The organism is Pannonibacter carbonis (assembly GCF_003012935.1).
In the GTDB taxonomy this organism is placed as follows: domain Bacteria; phylum Pseudomonadota; class Alphaproteobacteria; order Rhizobiales; family Stappiaceae; genus Pannonibacter; species Pannonibacter carbonis.
Genome location: NZ_PUDR01000003.1, coordinates 62,080 through 81,933 on the forward strand (window position 1 = coordinate 62,080; position 19,854 = coordinate 81,933).

Genomic DNA, 19,854 nt, shown 5'->3' on the forward strand with positions numbered 1-19,854 from the left:
CGCTGCCCTGAAACCGGTCAAAGGTTTTGCCCATGAACACGGCCAACCGGACCCTCATTCCGATCACCATTATCTGCAGCTAGCGCAATCGCTGGCTGTGGCCGTTCCCTTCTTGCGTCATTTTTCCAAGAGACGGACGTCCCGGCCAGCAGGCCAGGAGATGTTTTGTCATGACCCATGCGAAGCCGGACGCACCCATCCTGCGTCTGACCAACACGCTGACCCGGTCGAAGGAGGAGTTCTCCCCCATCGATGCCGCGAACGTGCGCATGTATGTCTGCGGCCCGACCGTCTATGACTTCGCCCATATCGGCAACGCGCGCCCCGTCATCGTCTTCGACGTGCTCTACCGGCTGCTGCGCCATGTCTATGGCGCGGATCACGTCACCTATGTCCGCAACATCACGGACGTGGACGACAAGATCAACGCAAGAGCCCTGCGCGATCATCCGGGCCTGCCGCTCAACGACGCCATCGCGCTGGTGACGAAGACCACCGCCGACCAGTTCCACAAGGATGTCGCCACCCTCGGCAACCTGCCGCCCACCCATGAGCCCCGCGCGACCCAGCACATCGCCGGCATGGTCTCGATGATCGAGACCCTGATCGCCCGTGGTCACGCCTATGTGGCGGCAACGGAGGAGGGCGGCGAGGTGCTGTTCGACACCGGCTCCATGCCGACCTACGGCCAGCTCTCCAAGCGCAATCTCGACGACCAGCTCGCCGGCGCCCGCATCGCGGTCGATGCGCACAAGAAGAACCCGGGCGACTTCGTGCTCTGGAAACTGTCGTCGCCGGAAGAGCCCGGCTGGGACAGCCCCTGGGGCCGTGGCCGCCCTGGCTGGCATATCGAATGCTCGGCGATGAGCAAGGCGCATCTTGGCGAGGTCTTCGACATCCACGGCGGCGGGCTCGATCTCATCTTCCCGCACCACGAAAACGAAATCGCCCAATCCTGCTGCGCCCATGGCACGCCGGTGATGTCGAACTACTGGATGCACAACGGCTTCGTGCAGGTCGAAGGCCGCAAGATGTCGAAGTCCGACGGCAACTTCTTCACCATCCACGACCTGCTGCATACGGACGTCTTCGGCGGCCGCAAGTGGCCCGGCGAAGTGCTGCGCCTTGCCATGCTGATGACAAACTACCGCGAGCCGATCGACTTCTCCGTCCGCAAGCTGGAGGAGGCGGAGAACATCCTGACCCGCTGGTACCGCATGCTTGATCAGGCTGGCGACGTGGCGCCGTCCACCGTCAGCGATGATCTGATTGTGGCCCTGGCGGATGATCTCGACACCGGGGCTGCGATCAAGGTTTTGCAGGGTCTGTTCTCGTCCTCCCGCCTCGGCGACCTGGTGCTTGGTGAAAGTACATTGGGCTGGGACTTCTACCAGCCGGAATCCGCCGCCGTTGCCCTGGCCTCGGCCCGGTTCCTCGGCCTCATGCAGCAGAAGCCGGAAGCCTGGCTGCGTGGCGGCGATCAGTCGGAGCAGCAGGCCATCGAGGTTCTCGTCGCAGAGCGTCTCGCCTTCCTTGAGGCGAAAGACTTCGACGAGGCCGACCGCCTGCGCGGTGAGCTCATCGCCATGGGCGTCCTGCTCAAGGACGGCAAGGACCCCGCCACCGGCCAGCGCACCACCACCTGGGAGGTCAAGCGCTGATGTTCGGGGTTCCCCCCAACCCCTCCCCGCGAGGGGGAGGGGAGCTGAAGCGCCTGCGCTTGGGACTTCAGCCAGGCGGCCCGAGGACTTCAGCCAGGGGGTAAGGCCTCTCCGCCCCCCTCCCCCTCGTGGGGAGGGGTGAGGGGTGGGGGGCTGGCGCTAGCACTTGCAATTGAACCATGCGGAGATGTCTGCGGGCACGCGGTGTTGAAACAGATCGAGGGGAGGAGACAGCATGACGGAAGAACGATCCGGCGGATGCCAGTGCGGGGCGGTGCGGTTCAGGGTGAGGGGCAAGCTCGGGCATGCCTCGATCTGCCATTGCCGCATGTGCCAGAAGGCCTTTGGCGGCTTCTATGCACCGCTCGTCTCCGTGCGCGAGGCGGACAGCGTGGACTGGACGCGGGGCGAGCCGGCCCGGTTCCAGAGCTCCAACGTGGTTGCGCGCGGCTTCTGTTCGGCCTGCGGCACCCCGCTGACCTACGAGGCCCCGGACGGCATGGCGCTCTCGATTGCTGCCTTCGACAAGCCGGACGATATCGTGCCCGTCATAGCCTATGGCGTGGAGGGCAAGCTGCCTTACACCGATCGCATGGCGGAAATCGCCGAGCGCAGGACCGAAGAGGACGCCGCCGCCGTGGCCTTCCTTGCCTCGGTGGTCTCCTACCAGCATCCCGACCACGACACGACCGACTGGCCGCCGCACGCCCCCTCCACAAAGGACTGATCCATGACCGTTCTGCGCGACCTCTACCCCGCGATCGAGCCCTATGCGTCCGGCATGCTCGACGTCGGCGAAGGCCATTCGATCTACTGGGAGCGTTCGGGCACGCCGGGCAAGAAGCCGGCCGTGTTCCTGCATGGCGGCCCCGGTGGCGGCATCTCGCCGGCGCATCGCAGCCTGTTCCATCCCGAGCACTATGACGTGCTGCTGTTCGACCAGCGCGGTTGCGGCCGCTCCACGCCCCATGCGGAGCTGGAGGCCAACACCACCTGGCATCTGGTCGCCGACATCGAGCGCCTGCGCGAGATGGCGGGCGTTGATCAGTGGCTGGTCTTCGGTGGGTCCTGGGGCTCGACGCTGGCGCTGGCCTATGCCGAAACCCATCCCGAGCGGGTGAGTGAACTGGTGCTGCGCGGCATCTACACCCTGACCAAGGCGGAGCTTGCCTGGTACTACCAGTTCGGCGTCTCCGAGATGTTCCCGGAAAAATGGGAGCGTTTCCAGGCGCCCATTCCGGCCGACGAGCGTCACGACATGATGGCCGCCTACCAGCGCCGGCTGACCCATCCCGACAAGGCGGTGCGGGTCGCGGCGGCTAGGGCCTGGAGCCTGTGGGAAGGCGAGACCATCACGCTGCTGCCGAGCCCGGCCAACACCGACCACTTCGGCGAGGACGAATTCGCCCATGCCTTCGCCCGCATCGAGAACCACTTCTTCATGCATGGCGGCTGGCTGGAGGAGGGCCAGCTCTTGGCCAATGCCGGGCGTCTGGCCGACATCCCCGGCGTCATCGTGCATGGCCGCTACGACATGCCCTGTCCGGCGCGCTATGCCCATGAGCTGCACAAGCGCTGGCCGCGCGCCGAGTTCCACCTCATCGAGGGGGCCGGCCATGCTTATAACGAGCCAGGCATTCTCGACCGCCTGATCCGTGCCACCGACCAGTTCGCCGGCCTTCCCAGCGTCTGACCTTCAATAACAAGCATCCGGTATCCAGCCATGACCCGCGAGAAACTCTATCTGTTCGACACCACCCTGCGCGACGGGGCCCAGACCAGCGGCATTGACTTCTCGGTGGTGGAAAAGATTGCGATTGCCGAGCTTCTCGAGCGGTTGGGCGTCGACTATGTCGAGGGCGGCTATCCGGGTGCCAACCCCACCGACACCGAGTTCTTTTCGCAAAAGCGCACGACGAAGGCCCGCTTCACCGCCTTCGGCATGACCAAGCGGGCAGGGCGGTCGGTGTCAAACGATCCCGGCCTGCAGCTGCTGCTGGAGGCGAAGGCCGATGCCAACTGCTTTGTCGCCAAGTCCTGGGATTACCATGTCGAGGTGGCTCTGGGATGCACCAATGAGGAAAACCTCGACAGCATCCGCGACACGGTTCAGGCGGCTGTCGCGGCCGGCCGCGAGGCGCTGATCGACTGCGAGCATTTCTTCGACGGCTTCAAGGCCAACCCGGACTATGCACTGGCCTGCGCCCGCACCGCCTATGAGGCCGGCGCGCGCTGGGTCGTCCTGTGCGACACCAACGGCGGCACGCTGCCGGGCGAGGTCAGGGAAATCGTCGCCCGCGTGCGCGAGGTCGTGCCGGGCACGCATCTGGGCATCCACGCCCATGACGACACCGGCCAGGCGGTGGCCAACTCGCTCGCCGCCGTCGAGGCCGGCGTGCGCCAGATCCAGGGCACGCTGAACGGCATCGGCGAGCGCTGCGGCAACGCCAATCTGGTGTCGCTGATCCCGACGCTGATGCTGAAGGCGCCCTATACGGATCTGGTCGAGCTGTCCCTGACGCCGGCGCATCTGCGCGATCTCACGGCCATCTCCCGCGCCTTCGACGAGATGCTGAACCGCGCGCCGAACCGCCATGCGCCTTACGTCGGCGAAAGCGCGTTCGCCACCAAGGCCGGCATCCACGCCTCCGCCTTGCTGAAGGACCCCAAGACCTACGAGCATGTCGAACCGGAACTTGTCGGCAACAAGCGAAAGGTCCTTGTCTCCGACCAGGCCGGCAAGAGCAACCTGCTCGGCGAGCTCGCCCGTCTCGGCGTTGACGTCGACAAGGCCGATCCCAAGCTCGACGCGCTGCTGGTCGAGGTGAAGGAGCGCGAGGCCAAGGGCTATGCCTATGAAGCCGCCGATGCCTCCTTCGAGCTGCTGGCCCGCCGCATGCTGGGCAAGGTGCCGCGCTTCTTTGACGTAAAGTCCTTCCGCGTCATGGTCGAGCGCCGCTTCAACGCCATCGGCGAGCTGGTCACCATGTCGGAGGCCGTGGTGAAGGTGGATGTGGACGGAGAGACCCGCATGTCCGTCTGCGAGGGCAACGGCCCCGTCAACGCCCTCGACGGCGCGTTGCGCAAGGATCTCGGCAAATACCAGTCCGCCATCGAGGGGCTGGAGCTGGTGGACTACAAGGTGCGTATCCTCGACGGCGGCACGGGCGCGGTCACCCGCGTGCTGATCGAAAGCCACGATCTTGCAACCCACCGCCGTTGGTTTACCATTGGCGTCTCGTCCAACATCGTCGACGCCTCCTTCCAGGCGCTCGTCGATTCCATCACTTACGCCCTGCTGAAGGCCGAGGAAGCCCGCTGACGCGGACGTTCTGGCCCTTGGCTTGCCAAGGTCCTGTCCCTCGGGATGGGGCCGACGGCGGGCATGGCAACAGGTCATCGGTTCATGGCATCCGCAAACGGCGCTTCAGGCACTCCCGGCGCTTCTGACGAGACGCGTCTCGGCGTCATCCTCGCCCTTGCCGCCTATGGCATGTGGGGCGTGCTACCGGCCTATTTCAAGCTGCTCGACGGCGTCGCGCCGGATGTCGTCGTGGCCCACCGAATCCTGTGGTCGACGGTCTTCGTCGGCGGCTATCTTGCCCTGCAGGGCCGCATCCCGGAGATCATCGGCATCCTGAAGACGCCGCGGCTTGTCGGCCTGCTGTTTGCCTCGGCGGTGCTGATTGCCGCCAACTGGCTGATCTTCGTCTGGGCCATCGGCCAGGCCAAGGTGCTGGATGTGAGCCTTGGCTACTTCATCAATCCACTGGTGTCGATCCTGCTCGGTCTCGTCATCCTGCGTGAGAAACTCACGCCGGTTCAGGCGCTCGCCGTTGGCATCGCCACCCTTGCTGTGATCCTGAAAACGGTGTTCTCCGGCGGTCTGCCCTGGGTGGCGATCTCGCTGGCGGTCAGCTTTGCCTTCTATGGCTATATCCGCAAGATCACGCCCGTCGGCGCTGCGGCCGGTCTCTTCATCGAGATCATCCTCCTGATGCCCTTTGCGCTCGGCTATGTGGTGTTCTTTGCACCCGAAAGCCTGTCGCCAGCCTATTTCACCGGCACGGGCCAGATGCTGGCGCTGGCCGGCACCGGCATCATCACCGCCGTGCCGCTGATCCTGTTCTCTGGCGCCGCCCGGCGCCTGTCGATGGTGCTCATCGGCCTTATCCAGTACATCGCCCCGTCCCTGCATTTCCTGCAGGCCGTGTACATCTGGGGCGAGCCCTTGCAGATGGCGCAGCTCGGCACCTTCTCGATGATCTGGCTCGCCCTCGCCCTCGTCAGCCTCGATTCCCTGCGCCGCTGGCGGCAATCCCGCGCCGGGTAGGGGAGGGCTTAAGCGACGGCAGGCCGCAGCACCCCTCTCCCCCCTTGAGGGGGAGATGCCCCCGCAGGGGGCAGAGGGGGGTATTCTGCCTCTCCAGACAGATTAGAGCCGGATTGTGTTGCAACGCCGCTACCCCCCTCTGTCTGCTGGCGCAGACATCTCCCCCTCAAGGGTGGAGAGGGGCAACAACTGCTGCGCTTCAACCCATGGTGGGGAGAGCAGTAGCCGCTCCGCCCCCCTCCCCCTCGTGGGGAGGGGTGAGGGGTGGGGGGGCACGGCAGCCAGTCATCTCCCAATGCGTCTGAAGCACGCGTGGCCAGAAACGCGAGATCTGGATTTTAGTCCGCTCCCCCCACCCCCAAACCCCTCCCCACGAGGGGGAGGGGAGCGGAGAGGCCCCATGTTCCGTCTTGAAACAATTGCCTCCTTGGCAAACCCTCGCAATGATCGTATTTATACGATGAATTCAACACGGCCCTCGACATGTCCGACCCTGAAAACACCGCCGGCTGCTGCCGCGCGAAGGATCCTGAGGTCCAGCGCCTCGCGGACCTGTTCCGGGCGCTGAGCCATCCGGCGCGTCTCGGCATCCTGGAGGAGCTGGCGCGGCGGCCCGACGCCTGCTGCGGCGACATCGTCGACTGCCTGCCGCTGGCCCAGTCCACCGTCTCGCAGCATCTCCAGATGCTGAAGGAGACCGGGTTGATCACCTGCGAGGTGCGCGGCCGCACCTGCCGCTACAGCCTCGACCTTGCGGCCGTGGCCGGCGATCTTGCGGCCGCTGCCGCCCTTCTTGCCCGCCTTGCGTCTCTCGCTGGCGCATCCGCACCTGCCTCCGAAAAAGACTGAACCGACCGGCCAAGCCGGCACCAGAGACCAATCATGACCAGCAACACAACGAAATCGCAGAAGCCGGCGCCGGCTGTCAGCGCCGACGAAGGCTCCACCGGCGCCACGCTCGTCGCCCTGTGGCCCTACATCTGGCCGGCTGACCGGCCCGACCTGAAGATGCGCGTCGTCTGGGCGCTGCTGATCCTGGTCCTCGCCAAGATCGTGACGGTGTTCTCGCCCTATTTCTTCGCCTGGGCCTCTGACGCGCTCACCGGAGAGACAGCGGGCCTGCCGGCCTTCCTCGTAGCCCCTGTGATGCTGGTGCTGGCCTACAACGCCGCCCGCGTGCTGGCGGTCGCCTTCAACCAGCTCCGTGACGCGCTCTTTGCCCAGGTCGGCCAGCATGCCGTGCGTGAGCTGGGCAACATTACCTTCGCCCACCTGCACCGCCTGTCGCTGCGCTTCCATCTCTCCCGCCGCACCGGCGGCCTCAGCCGCGTCATCGAGCGCGGCGTGAAGGGCATCGAGGCCATCGTCCGCTTCACCATCCTCAACGGCATCCCGACCCTGCTGGAATTCGCCATCATGGCGGGGCTGATCTGGTGGCAGTTCGGCTTCTTCTATGTGGTCATCGTCGCCGTGATGATCGTCGCCTATGTCTGGTTCACGGTGAAGACCTCGAACTGGCGCATCGCCATCCGCCGCGAGATGAACAACAGCGACACGGACGCCAATTCCAAGGCGGTCGACAGCCTGCTCAACTACGAGACGGTGAAGTATTTCGGCAACGAGAAGATGGAAGCCGCGCGCTTCGACGTCTCTATGGCTGGTTACGAAAAGGCCGCTGTGCGCACCTGGACCTCGCTCGCCTGGCTCAACTTCGGCCAGTCCGCCATCCTCGGCCTCGGCACCGCCGCCTGCATGGCGCTGTCGGCCATGGCTGTCCTCAACGGCACCCAGACCATCGGCGACTTCGTCCTGATCAACGCGCTCCTGATGCAGATCGCCATTCCGCTCAATTTCGTCGGCTTCATCTATCGCGAGATCCGTCAGGGGCTGGCCGACATCGAATCCATGTTCTCGGTCCTCGCCGTCCCGGCCGAGATCGAGGACAAGCCGGGTGCCCCGGCCCTGGCCGTGTCCTCCGGCGCGATCCGCTTCGAGGATGTCACCTTCCATTACGATCCGGACCGCCAGATCCTGAAAGGCCTCACCTTCGACGTGCCGGCGGGCCACACCGTGGCTGTCGTTGGTCCGTCTGGGGCGGGCAAGTCGACCCTGTCGCGCCTCCTGTTCCGCTTCTATGACGTTATCGGTGGCCGCATCACCATCGATGGCCAGGACATCCGCTACATCACGCAGGAAAGCCTGCGCTCAGTCATCGGCATGGTGCCGCAGGACACGGTGCTCTTCAACGATACCATCGCCTACAACATCCGCTATGGCCGCCCCGGCGCCAGCCTCGAGGAGGTGCAGGAGGCCGCCCGCATGGCCCAGATCGCGCCCTTCATCGAGACGCTGCCGAAGGGCTTTGACAGCGAGGTCGGCGAGCGCGGCCTCAAGCTCTCGGGCGGCGAGAAGCAGCGCGTAGCCATCGCCCGTACCATCCTGAAGGCCCCGCCGATCCTGATCCTAGACGAGGCCACCTCCGCCCTCGACACCCACACCGAACGCGAGATCCAGACCGCGCTCGACCAGGTGTCGCAGAACCGCACCACCCTGGTCATCGCCCACCGCCTGTCGACGGTCGTCAACGCCGACCAGATCCTCGTGCTGGAGGCAGGCCGCATCGTCGAACGCGGCACCCACGCCGAACTCCTCGCCATGAACGGCCTCTACCACTCCATGTGGAACCGCCAGCGCGAGGCCGACGAAGCCGAAGAACGCCTGCGCGCCGCCCGCGAGGCCGACAAGCTGGGTGTTGTGGTGAGGGGACGGCCGGCAGGAGAGTAAGGGCAGGCGCTGTACAATCTCGCCGTTTTCAACTCGTCCGGCGTAATACCCCCCACCCCTTACCCCTCCCCACCAGGGGGAGGGGAGCTGCAGCGCCGTTCCCTTTTCGTAAGCGCCTTGATCACTGAAGCGTCTGTTCCAGAACCCCAGAACCCCACAGCTCAACCTCTCCGCCCCCCTCCCCCTGGTGGGGAGGTGTTGGGGGTGGGGGGACGCCACGAACTCAGGCGTTACTTGCAGGGCATCCCACCGCACCACCCTCCATCTGATCCATCCGTGCTGTCAGCCGGGTGAGGTCGGTGATCAGGTGTTCCAGGCCGTCCGCCGTCCAGCCGGCCAGCAGCCGGTCGAACGCCGGGGCGAAGCTGCGCTGGACGTCGCCGACACGGGCGAAGCCGGCGGCGGTGAGGCGGGCCGGGCGGTTGCGGCCGTCGCGGGCATCGCGCAGGATCTCGACAAGCCCGAGGCTTGCAAACTTCTGCAGAATCTTGGTCACGGCCGGCTGGGTCAGTTCCACCGCCGCTGCCACCAAGTTCGCTCTGCTCACGGCCGCGATGGCTGCCTTCGTCCTGTCGCTGCTGGCCGGCTGTGCGGGTCGGCTCCAGGTCTGGCTCGGCCGGTCGCGGGCATGAGCAGGCGAAGCCCTCCCGCTTGGGGAGAGGCGCCCGGCATCTGTTGGGGCTGGAGCGGTTTCACCCCGCCTTGCGATGCCCGGCTTCGCTCTGCGCATAGGCGCTGCCGAAGCGGTTGGCGAGGAAGCGGTCCAGCGGGATTTCCTCCTGCCGGATGAAGCCGGATGACGGCAGCGAGCCATCGGCCAGCATGTCGAGCACGGCGCAGATGCCGCTGGCGGTGGTGATCTGGATGGCGCTGAGCAGCTTGCCGGCGACCACGCCGCTGTAGATCTTGTTGGCGTAGGTTTCCTGCACCAGCCGGCCATTCTGGCGGCCGCTGACGGTGACAAACACGATTACCACGTCTTGCGTCGTCGTCGGCAGGGCATTCTCCAGGATGTCCTTCAGCACCTCGCGGCGATGCCGGAGGCCAAGGTCATTCAGCAGCGCCTTCATGATCGCCGCATGGCCGGGATAGCGGATGGTCTTGTAGTTGAGCGTCCGCACCTTGCCCTTCAGCGTCTCGCACAGGGTGCCGAGACCACCGGAGGTGTTGAAGGCCTCATAGGCGACGCCGTCGAGGGCGAATTCCTCGCGTTCTTCCAACGCCGGCACCTCGATCAGGTTGCCTTCGACGATGGCCTCGCAGGGTTCGATGTATTCGTTGATGACCCCGTCCGTGCTCCAGGTCAGGTTGTAGTTGAGCGCGTTGGAGGGATACTGGGGCAGGGCACCCACCCGCATCCGCACCGCTTCGAGACTGTCGAAATGGCGGGCCAGATCATGCGCCACGATGGAGATGAAGCCGGGTGCGAGCCCGCACTGCGGAATGAAAGCGGTCGAGGCCGTCGCCGCGATCTCCTTCACCTGCCGCGTGGACTCCACATCCTCGGTCAGGTCCATGTAATGCACGCCCGCCGCCGCCGCCGCCTTGGCGATGCTGACGGTCAGGTGGAACGGCGCTGCCGACAGCACCGCGAACTTGCCCCGCAGGACCTCGGTCAGACCCGCTCCATCGGCGATGTCGAGCGCGACGGTGGCCACCGCCTTGTGCGGCTCAATCCCGGCCAGATCCGCCGGCGTCCGGTCAATCACCGTGACATGATAGTCGCCCGTCGCAGCCAGGATGCGGGTGATGGTGGAGCCGATCTTGCCGGCCCCGATGACGGCTACATGCTTCATGCTGTCCCCTCCAGGATCATTTCCTGTCAGGATGTGCGAAACGCTAGTCGATTCACAGCGTTGAAACGGGCATAATGACGCTCGGTTTCGGGCAATATGACGAAGCGGATGGGCATTGTGACGACAAGGGGCAAAGTCGACATGACCACGGTGACGATCACCGACGCGGACCGCGCGCTTCTCGACCTCCTTGGCCAGAATGCCCGCATGCCCACGGCGACGCTGGCGCGGCGGCTCGGTCTGTCGCGCACCACGGTGCAGGCGCGGCTGGAGCGGCTGGAGCGGGAAGGGGTCATCACCGGCTATGGCGTGCGCCTGTCGGACGAGTACCGCGGTGGCTTCGTCAAGGCGCATGTGCTGATCACGCTGGCGCCAAAGTCCCTGCCGCGCGTGACGGCGGAGCTGAACGGCATTCCCGAGGTGCGCACGCTGCATTCGGTCAGCGGCACCTATGACCTCATTGCCATCGTCTCCGCCGCCTCCATCGCCGAGCTCGACCACCTGATCGACCGCATCGGCGAGCTGGAGGGGGTGGAGCGGACGCTGTCGTCCATCATCCTCTCGACACGCATCCAGCGCTGAGCGGCAGGGCGCTGGACACTGAGAATATCTGCAGCTGGGGCCTGTGAAAGCGCAGCAGGTTCCGCAAACCCTGCCAGGCAGCGCGAATGGCCAGGGCGCGTTCCTCGCGGGCGCGGCGTTCATAGTGGTCGCCTGTGTGCATCATGTCGGTTGCTCCGCATCAGTTCTGTTTCGATGCGACGACATTCGCATATCCGGGAAAATCTGATAATCTGGCTCGCATCGTAAGAACTCTTCGAAAGTTTCGGACAATGCGGCTTGAGGACTTGCGCTTTTTCGTGAGGGCGGCGGCCCTTGGCAGCCTGTCGGCGGCCGGCCGCGAGATCGGTCTGTCCCCGTCCGCGGCAAGCTCCCGTCTGGCGGCGTTGGAGCGGGATGTCGGCACCCAGCTTGTTCTCAGGACCACCCGCCGGATCCAGGCGACGGACGCGGGCGAATTGCTGCTGCGCAACGCCGGCGATGCGCTGGATCTTCTCGACGGGGCCTTGCGCGAAATGGAGGAGGGGGCCGAGACACCGCGTGGCACCTTGCGCATGTCCCTCAACATGTTCTTCGGACGCAAGCACGTGCTGCCCTATCTGGCCGAGTTTCGCGACCTCTATCCGGACCTCAGGCTGCATCTCGATTTTTCGGACCGGATCGTCGATCTCGTTGCCGAGGGATATGATCTGGCCTTGCGCGGCGCGCCGCTGGCAGATTCCAGCCTCATCGCCCGCCGCCTTGCCGGTAATCCCCGGGTGCTCTGTGCGTCGCCCGCCTATATCGCAAGACGCGGCGCGCCCCGGTCGCCAATGGAGCTGAAGGACCATGACTGTCTGAGTTTTCGCTCGATGCCGGTCTGGTATTTCGAGGGGCCACACGGCGAGATCGCGCATCCGGTCGAGGCCTCGATCAGCGGCGACAATGGCGACTTTGCCTATGATGCCGCCCGCCTCGGCCTTGGTCTGGCCATCAAGTCGCTGGCCCATGTCTGGGACGACCTGCGCGACGGGCATCTGGTCGCGGTCATGCCGGATTATCCGGTGACCCGCGTTGGCGCCATCTGGGCTGTCGCGCCTCCGGGCCGCTCCATGGCGCTGAAGGCCCGTGTTCTCGTTGACTTCCTGCGCGCCAAGTATGGCAGCCCCGCGTATTGGGAGGCCGATCACCGGATCCTTGGAGCAACGGCCGCCTGAGGCAAATAGAGGGTTCAGTTGCGGGCGCAAAGGCACTAAGAGTGAACCGGACTGTGGCCCCACGGGCCGCCCTCTGATCAACGGGAACACCCATGTCGCTTGTCGATTCCGTCACCAAGGCCTTTGTGCCGATCCACCGCGAAGGCTGGCCCTTCATTGCCATCGCGCTTGCCGCGACGCTGATCCTCGGCTGGTTCATCGAGCCGCTGTTCTGGATCGGCCTCTTCCTCACCGGCTGGGTCTGTTACTTCTTCCGCGATCCGCAGCGCGTCACCCCGGTGCAGGACGGTCTCGTCATTTCCCCGGCGGACGGCATCGTCAGCCAGGTCGGCCCCTGCCGCCCGCCGCTGGAGCTGGACCTTGGCGCCGAACCGATGATGCGCATTTCCGTGTTCATGAACGTGTTCAACTGCCATGTGAACCGCGCCCCGGTCAGCGGCCGCATCACCCGCGTTGCCTACAAGCCGGGCAAGTTCATCAATGCCGAACTGGACAAGGCCTCCGAGGACAACGAGCGCAACGGCCTCGTCATCGAGCATGGCGACACCCGCATCGGCGTCGTCCAGATCGCCGGCCTCGTCGCCCGCCGCATCGTCTGTTTCGTCCGGGAGGGCGAGAGCATTGCCGCCGGCGAGCGTTTCGGCCTCATCCGCTTCGGCTCCCGCCTCGACATCTACATGCCGATGGGCACCGTGCCCAAGGTCGCCCTTGGCCAGACCATGATCGCCGGTGAGACGGTTCTGGCCGATCTGACCGCAACGGCCGGAACTGCCCAGCCGCTGACCCGGGTCAACTGAGGCCCGCGACGAGAAGGAACACGGAAGGGATGAGCGTGACCCCGCCCTTTGCCAGCTTTGATCCCGGCGATGACAATGGCGGCGGCCGCCGCCCTGGCCGGTTTTCCAGGGTTCCGCTGCGCCTGATCCTGCCCAATCTGGTGACCCTGCTGGCGCTGTGCTCGGGCCTGACCGGCATCCGCATGGCGTTGGAAGGGCGGTGGGAGTTTGCCGTCGGCGCGGTGCTTCTGGCTGCCGTGCTCGATGCCCTTGACGGTCGCGTGGCCCGTTTGCTCAAGGGGACATCGAAATTCGGGGCGGAACTGGATTCCCTCGCCGATTTCGTCAACTTCGGCGTCACCCCGGCCCTGATGCTCTATGTCTGGCTTCTGGGCGAGGTCAAGTCGCTCGGCTGGATTGCCGCGCTCGCCTATGCCATCTGCGCTGCCCTGCGCCTTGCCCGCTTCAATGCCGCGCTGGATGATCCGGACAAGCCGGCCTGGTCGGTGAATTTCTTCACCGGCGTACCTGCTCCGGCTGGCGCGCTGACAGTCTTGATGCCGATCTATCTTGAGTTTCTCGGCATCCTGCCGCATTGGACCGAGCTTGCCCCTTTCGTTGCGCTCTACACGGTCTGCATCGGCCTGCTGATGATCAGCCGCCTGCCGACCTATTCGGGCAAGAAGGTCGGCACGCGCGTTCGCCGCGATCTGGTGCTGCCGCTGTTCGTGCTGGCGGTGCTGCTGGTCGCCCTGACGGTCAGCTATCCCTATCAGATGCTTGCCCTTGCGACACTTGCCTATCTGGCCTCGATTCCGCTTGCCCTGCGCAGCTACCAGGCCCATGTGCGCGCCGAGGCGGGCGGCCATCCCTTGCCCGAACATTCGCCGGACAAGGATGAGGACGACACGCTGGGCGATGAGGGCTCACCTGAGCCGGCGCCGGAACGCAAGCTGGACTGACGCTCCGCTCTCAGATCTGTCTTCAACAACACCGCCGGATCGCTCCGGCGGTGTTGTTGATGCCAAACCCTCTATCGTCATCCCGGACGCAGCGAAGTGGAGATCCGGGACCGGAGAGTCCAGGTCTCTCGGGGTTAACTCATTGAAATACAGAGGCTTCGACTCTCCGGTCCCGGCTCGGCGCTGCGCTTGGCCGGGATGACTTCGGTGGGGTCGAGGTTTATCAGCAGTCTGACCGCCGGATCGCTCCGGCGGTGTTTGTGTCTTGGCAGGATCACTCTGCGGCCAGTGGCAGGTCCATCGGCCGGGTCGCGGGCTCCTTGCGCTCCGGCAGGTTGACCACTGCTGCGGTCTGCGCAGCCGGGGCTGCAGCTTCATCGGTCACGGCTGCCGGTTTGCTCCGGAGTGTCAGGCGTCGGACGATCCGCTGGAATGTCCGCATCCAGGTGCTGGGCGCGGCGATCAGCACCGGCACCATCACGAGTGTCAGGATGGTCGAGAAAGCGAGACCCGAGATCACCGCCGTCGACAGTTGCACCCACCAGATCGCGGTGATCCCGCCGATGGCCGTCACCTGGTCAAAGAAGCTGAAGTTGATCTGCGTCGCCATCGGCACCAGGCCGATGATGGTGGTGATCGTCGTCAGCATGATCGGGCGCAGGCGTTGCAGCGACGTCTTCAGGATCGCGTCCAGCGTCGCCATGCCGTCCTCGCGGAAGCGATTGAACGTGTCGAGCAGGATGATGGCGTTGTTCACCACGATACCTGCCAGCGCCACGATTCCCGTTCCCGTCATGATGATCGAGAACTTCTGCCCCGTGATCCACATGCCCGCCAGCACCCCGAACACCGACAGCACCACGGTGAGCAGCGTGATGAATGTCTGGTAGAACGAATTGTACTGGGTGAGCAGGATCAGGAACATCAGGAACAGCGAGGCGACCATTGCCTTCATGAGGAACTCGCCGCTTTCCTTCTGGTCCTCATCCGCGCCGCGGAACTTCAGCAGCACGCTCTCCGGCCAGGTCTGGGTCTTCAGCCAGGCGTCCAACTCCTTCACCTTGTCATCCGGCAGCATGCCGGAGGCCTTGTCGACGGTGGCCTTAAGCATCATCGAATACTGGCCATCACGCCGGGTGATCGACGACACTTTCTGCGCCGCGGTCCGTTCGACGAAATTCGCCAGCGGCACGAGGCCGAGCGGCGTCTGTAGCCGAAGTTCGTCGAAGCGGTCGAGCGTGCGTTCGCTCTCCGGCAGGCGGACGCGGATATCCACTTCGTCCTCGCTGTCGCTCGGCCGGTACTTCCCGATCAGCACGCCGTTGGTCACGAGCTGCACCATGCTGCCGACCGAGGCGATCCCCGCCTGATAACGGCCGGCCTGTTCGCGGTCGATAGCAAGCTGCCATTCGATGCCGGGCAGGGGACGGTCATCCTCCTGGTCGATCAGAGCGTCCATCTGGTTCATATGCGCCCGGATCCGCGCCACCGTCTCGACGACGGTGGCATAGTCGGTCGAGCGCACCTCCAACTGCACGTCCTTGCCGGTCGGAGGTCCGCCCTCGATCTTGCGCAGTTCCACCTTGATGCCGGGCAGGGGCGCGGTCCGGTCGCGGATCTCCTGCGAGATCTCGACATAGCTACGCCGGCAGCAATAGTCCGACAGGTCGAGCTGGATCTCGCCGATCACGTCGGCCGGCTTGCCCTGGATCCCCAGCGCGTTGCCGCCGCCGCCGCCGCCGCCGGGTGCAAAGGCCGAAGTCACGGCATTCTCGATGCCCGCTGTCGCCAGAACTTCCCGTTCCACATCGGCGACCAGGTCCCGTGCCTCGGCGGCTGACAGGTTACCGCGTCCCGAGATCAGCACCACGGCCTGTTTCGGCTCCTCGTCAACGAAGAACTCGACACCGGCACTGTTGCTTGAAAAGCCGGTGAAGATCCAGACGCACAGGACGACCATGCCGCCAAGCGCCACAAGGGTGCCGAACGGATTGCCGGCCAGGAACTTCAGGCTCCGCACGTAGATCCCGCCAATGCCGCGCACTTCGCGCACATCAAAGGCGTGGGATCCTGACAGGATTTCCGCCTGCGCCTTGTCCTCGGCAGCCCGGATGGCGGCGCGGGCCTGCGACCAGCGCACGACGGGACGCAACACCAGGAATGACAACCCGCCAGCCAGCAGGAAGGCCGCGCCCGCCAGCGGCAGGGTCAGGTTGCCATCCAGCACAAAGCCGAGAAGGGGCGCCTCGACAACCGTCATTGCCGCAAGGCTGGCGAACACCAGCGCAAGCAGAACGGCGGCATGGCGGGAAATGAAATGCGAGATGCTTGCAAAGATGCCGCCGGTCACCGGAATGAACACCGTCGCGGTCACCAGCGCTGCCGTCAGGACGATGATGACCATGATCGGCAGGTAGCTCATGAACTCACCGGCAACGCCTGGCCACATCAGCATCGGCAGGAAAGCTGCCAGCGTTGTCGCGGTCGAGGAGATGATCGGCCAGAACATCAGCTTGGCGGCACGGATATAGGCTTCCTTGTCTTCCATGCCCTCCGCGATCTTGCGGTCGGCGTATTCCACCATCACGATAGCGCCGTCCACCAGCATGCCGACGGTCAGCACAAGGCCGAACATCACCATGATGTTTACGGTGTATCCAAGCCCGGCCAGCATCAGGAAGCCGACCATGAAGGAAGTCGGGATCGCAAGGCCCACCAGCAGCGCCGAGCGCACACCAAGCGTTGCGATGATCAGCACCATCACGAGGAAGATCGCCGTCAGGATCGAGGATTCCAGCGAGCCGAGCACCTCGAAGATGTTGGCCGACTGGTCGAGCATGAAATCGACCCGGATCGTCTCGGGCCAGTCCTTCGACGTCTCCTCGACGATCTTGCGCACGGCCGCGTTGTTTTCGATGACGTTGGTGCCGATTCGCTTGGTGATGTTGAGCGCAATCGCCGGCTGTCCATTGACGCGAGTGTAGGATGTCGCATCCTTGAACGTGCGCCGGATCTCGGCCACATCGCCAAGCGTCACGACGCCCTCACCGAACTGCTTCAGCGGCAGCGAATAGACGTCCTCGGCGGTCTCGACGAGGCCCGGGACCTTAACGTTAAACCGGCCAGCGCCACTGTCGATGAAGCCTGCGGGGACCAGCTGGTTGTTCTGCGTCAGCGACGTCAGAAGCTCCTGCTGGGTGATGGCATAGGATTCCAGCTTGCGCGTGTCGATCAGGACTTCCAGCAACTCTTCCCGGTGCCCGGCAAGATCGGCCGAGCGGACGGTATCGATGGACTCGATCTGGTCCTTCAGCTTGCGCGCATGGGTATAGAGCGTGCGCTCCGGCACATTGCCCGACAGCGTAACGGTGATCGTCGGGGCGAGGGCGAAGTTGGTTTCGCTGATCGTCGGCTCGTCGGCCTCTGACGGCAGTTTTGCCTTGGCCTGATCCACCTTGTCGCGCACATCCGACATGGCCTCGTCCTTGTTGAACGAGATGTCGAACTCGAGCACGATGCCGGCATGGCCTTCGGAGGCGATAGCGGTCAGTTCCTTCAGCCCATCGAGGCTGCGCAGTTCGGTTTCCATCGGCCGCACGAGCAAGCGCTCTGCATCTTCCGGGGAAATGCCCTGCTGGCTGATCGAGACATAGAACACCGGCACGTCGATGTCCGGGCTGTCCTCCTTCGGGATGCCGATATAGGTGAAGGTGCCCGCCACGACGAGCGCCATCATCAGCATGAACACCGTCTTCGGACGGCGCAGGATGGCTTCCAGCATATCGATCATTGGGCTGCCTCCGCCACTTCGGTCACCGGCTCGACGGTCTGTCCGTCGCCGACGAAGTCCTGTCCGACGACGATAACCCGAACCACCTCAGGCAACCCGCTGACCCAGACCCCGTCGGACTCGCCGCCAAGGATGGTAACCGGTACGAACTTCGCTGTGTTGTCTTCCGCAAGGACCCGCAAGCCGACGCGGCCTGCGTCGTTCAGGGTGAGGATGGCCGGCGAGATCTTGTGCGCCTTTTCCGCTCTCAGCGGCAGCCGGGTCAGCGCTGTGGTGCCGTCGCGGGCAAGACCGTCGGCATTGGGAAACTCGATCTCGACGCGGAATGTGCGTGTGTTCGGGTCAGCCGCCGGCGCGACGTAGCGCACCTTGCCTTGCGGCGTATGTCCCGTGATCAGGTTCACTTCGGCCGGCATGCCCACCTGGATGAGGCTGATGCTCGCCTCGGAGACCTGGCCAATGGCAATCATCGGGTCGGTGTCGACAATTGTCCCGCAGGCCGAGCCGATGGAGAGATGGTCGCCGACCTTCGCCATCGGGCTTTCGACCACACCGGAGATTGGCGCGCGGATGATTGTCCGCTCCAGTTCCAGTTCGGCTTCCCGCAGACGGGCAGTCGCGGCATCAAAGCCTGCCCTTAGGGCAGTCACCCGGTTTTCCGCCGTAAACCCCTTTGAGCTCAGTTGTGCCGCAGCTTCGAGGTCGATCCGGGCCTGGGTCAACTGGGCCTGGGCTTCCAGCACCCGTGCTTCGCGGGTGCCGCGATCAAGCACGCAGAGCGGGTCGTCCATGGCGACGACCGTGCCTTCCCTTGCTGGACGTTCGATGATCCGCCCGGTCGTTTCTGCCCGGACTGTGACTTTTGCATGGGCTTCCGTGATGCCGCGAATGTCCAGTACGTTGATGCGGTCAGTCGCCGTCATCTCCCGCACTTTCACCTTGAAGGGGGCATCCTTGCGGCTTTCGGGCCGTTCAGCCAGCGGCCGGGCGGCGTTTTCGCCGTCACTGCGGCCACCGACCACGACATCGCCGCTCCACATCCAGAAGCCCACGCCTCCGGCAAGGAGTGCCGCGAGCACATAAGACATCTTCAGTTTCATGACCTGTACTCCGTCAAACGGAAGAAAAAACACCGTGTCACTCGGCAGCCGCCGTCACCTGACACGGTTCTGGTTTGGTCTCGGCGATCTGCTCGAGCTCCGACCGGTTCATTTCGAGAAACTTGAGATTTTGTTCCATGCAGGTGAGGCCGCAATTGATCGTCCAGCGCGTTGCCGGATGATCGCATTTCTGCGTCATCTCCCGGAGCTGGCTGATTTCGGCGCGGATCTGGTCCATCTGCCGGTCGACGGCCCTGCGCACCACAGCCGCCCCGACCAGGTCGGCGCACATGGCCACGAGTAGGAAAGGCGAGCGGAATGTGTCTTCGGCCAGCGGCTCCGACAGGAGTGCCTTCAGTTCGGCGCGCCCGGTGTCGGTGATTGAGTAGACCTTGCGGGCAGGCTTGCCTTCCTGCGGCTCGTGCCGAACCGTCACAAGCCCCTCGGCGTCAAGCTTGGCAAGGGTGGGATAGATGGAGCCGAAACCGGCTTCCTCGAAGTAGCTGAATTCCCCCTCTGTCGAAGCCTTGCGGATTTCATATCCGGTGGCATCGCCAAAGTTGAGGATAGCAAGGCACAATCTACGCACGCTCATGGTTCCAGTTATGCCCCGTGTTCGGACGTGGCAGGTGTCCCGCCCGCCATCGCCCGTGTCTCGCCTTTGGTTGCCCTTACGGGCGCGGTTGTCGACCGGACCTGCCGGAATGGACAGGTGCCCTGTCCGACCGGCCCGCTTCGCCTTGGATTAACTCCTGACCTGAGCCCGTTGCCGCGGTGCTCCGGTCAGGAAGCAACTTGATTTCTGTGTCGATGCATCCCACGTTCTCGGTGGTCAGAAGGATCTTTCCGCCGCTGCAGGTACCGGCAATCCGGATCGCGTCTCCTACGCGATAGA

General features: G+C 64.6%; 16 protein-coding genes. 11 read left to right on the forward strand and 5 right to left on the reverse strand.

Features of this window, described 5'->3' with window-relative positions; genetic code table 11:
• Positions 1 to 170: 170 nt before the first annotated feature.
• The 7 genes from cysS to C8348_RS04580 all read left to right on the forward strand — a co-directional run bounded on the left by cysS (position 171) and on the right by C8348_RS04580 (position 8,778).
• Positions 171 to 1,661, forward strand: a complete 1,491-nt coding sequence (gene cysS, locus C8348_RS04550; RefSeq protein WP_106752104.1) for a cysteine--tRNA ligase — start codon at positions 171 to 173, stop codon at positions 1,659 to 1,661.
• A gap of 235 nt (positions 1,662 to 1,896) precedes the next feature.
• Positions 1,897 to 2,388 (forward strand): GFA family protein, encoded by a 492-nt coding sequence (locus tag C8348_RS04555; protein ID WP_106752105.1) that lies wholly within the window; start codon positions 1,897 to 1,899, stop codon positions 2,386 to 2,388.
• A gap of 3 nt (positions 2,389 to 2,391) precedes the next feature.
• Positions 2,392 to 3,354 (forward strand): prolyl aminopeptidase, encoded by a 963-nt coding sequence (gene pip, locus C8348_RS04560; RefSeq protein WP_106752106.1) that lies wholly within the window; start codon positions 2,392 to 2,394, stop codon positions 3,352 to 3,354.
• 30 nt (positions 3,355 to 3,384) lie between these two features.
• Positions 3,385 to 4,983, forward strand: a complete 1,599-nt coding sequence (gene cimA, locus C8348_RS04565) for a citramalate synthase (RefSeq protein ID WP_106752107.1) — start codon at positions 3,385 to 3,387, stop codon at positions 4,981 to 4,983.
• An 84-nt stretch (positions 4,984 to 5,067) separates the two neighbouring features.
• Positions 5,068 to 5,994 carry an EamA family transporter RarD gene (gene rarD / locus C8348_RS04570; RefSeq protein ID WP_106752416.1) on the forward strand — a complete coding sequence of 309 codons (927 nt, stop codon included), beginning with the start codon at positions 5,068 to 5,070 and terminating at the stop codon, positions 5,992 to 5,994.
• A gap of 483 nt (positions 5,995 to 6,477) precedes the next feature.
• Positions 6,478 to 6,843, forward strand: a complete 366-nt coding sequence (locus C8348_RS04575) for an ArsR/SmtB family transcription factor (RefSeq protein WP_106752108.1) — start codon at positions 6,478 to 6,480, stop codon at positions 6,841 to 6,843.
• Between the two features lie 33 nt (positions 6,844 to 6,876).
• Positions 6,877 to 8,778, forward strand: coding sequence for an ABCB family ABC transporter ATP-binding protein/permease (locus C8348_RS04580; RefSeq protein WP_106752109.1), 1,902 nt, complete (start codon positions 6,877 to 6,879; stop codon positions 8,776 to 8,778).
• 223 nt (positions 8,779 to 9,001) lie between these two features.
• Here C8348_RS04580 and C8348_RS04585 read toward each other — a convergent pair whose 3' ends face one another.
• Positions 9,002 to 9,325, reverse strand: coding sequence for a MarR family winged helix-turn-helix transcriptional regulator (locus C8348_RS04585; RefSeq protein WP_157950379.1), 324 nt, complete (start codon positions 9,323 to 9,325; stop codon positions 9,002 to 9,004).
• A 145-nt stretch (positions 9,326 to 9,470) separates the two neighbouring features.
• Complete coding sequence (locus C8348_RS04590) at positions 9,471 to 10,574, reverse strand: saccharopine dehydrogenase family protein (RefSeq protein ID WP_106752111.1); 1,104 nt, start codon at positions 10,572 to 10,574, stop codon at positions 9,471 to 9,473.
• A 141-nt stretch (positions 10,575 to 10,715) separates the two neighbouring features.
• Between C8348_RS04590 and C8348_RS04595 the strand changes: the two genes are divergently transcribed.
• From C8348_RS04595 to C8348_RS04610, 4 genes are all read left to right on the forward strand, one after another.
• Positions 10,716 to 11,156, forward strand: a complete 441-nt coding sequence (locus C8348_RS04595; RefSeq protein ID WP_106752417.1) for an Lrp/AsnC family transcriptional regulator — start codon at positions 10,716 to 10,718, stop codon at positions 11,154 to 11,156.
• Positions 11,157 to 11,407: 251 nt separating this feature from the next.
• On the forward strand, positions 11,408 to 12,331 hold the full coding sequence (locus tag C8348_RS04600) for a LysR family transcriptional regulator (protein WP_106752112.1): 924 nt from the start codon (positions 11,408 to 11,410) through the stop codon (positions 12,329 to 12,331).
• A 92-nt stretch (positions 12,332 to 12,423) separates the two neighbouring features.
• Positions 12,424 to 13,128: a phosphatidylserine decarboxylase gene (locus C8348_RS04605; RefSeq protein ID WP_106752113.1), complete on the forward strand. Its 705-nt coding sequence runs from the start codon at positions 12,424 to 12,426 to the stop codon at positions 13,126 to 13,128.
• Positions 13,129 to 13,157: 29 nt separating this feature from the next.
• Entirely contained in the window at positions 13,158 to 14,069 is a 912-nt protein-coding gene (locus tag C8348_RS04610) for a CDP-alcohol phosphatidyltransferase family protein (RefSeq protein WP_106752114.1), read from the forward strand.
• Between the two features lie 274 nt (positions 14,070 to 14,343).
• On the opposite strand, the gene C8348_RS22355 is transcribed toward C8348_RS04610, so the two are convergent.
• Genes C8348_RS22355 through C8348_RS04625 form a run of 3 tightly spaced genes read right to left on the reverse strand, consistent with a single transcriptional unit; the run spans position 14,344 to position 19,554 of the window.
• Positions 14,344 to 17,859: an efflux RND transporter permease subunit gene (locus tag C8348_RS22355; protein WP_106752115.1), complete on the reverse strand. Its 3,516-nt coding sequence runs from the start codon at positions 17,857 to 17,859 to the stop codon at positions 14,344 to 14,346.
• Positions 17,856 to 18,959 (reverse strand): efflux RND transporter periplasmic adaptor subunit, encoded by a 1,104-nt coding sequence (locus C8348_RS04620; protein ID WP_106752116.1) that lies wholly within the window; start codon positions 18,957 to 18,959, stop codon positions 17,856 to 17,858. The genes C8348_RS22355 and C8348_RS04620 overlap by 4 nt, the downstream gene beginning before the upstream one ends.
• 37 nt (positions 18,960 to 18,996) lie before the next feature.
• Entirely contained in the window at positions 18,997 to 19,554 is a 558-nt protein-coding gene (locus C8348_RS04625; protein WP_106752117.1) for a PadR family transcriptional regulator, read from the reverse strand.
• Positions 19,555 to 19,854 lie beyond the last annotated feature (300 nt).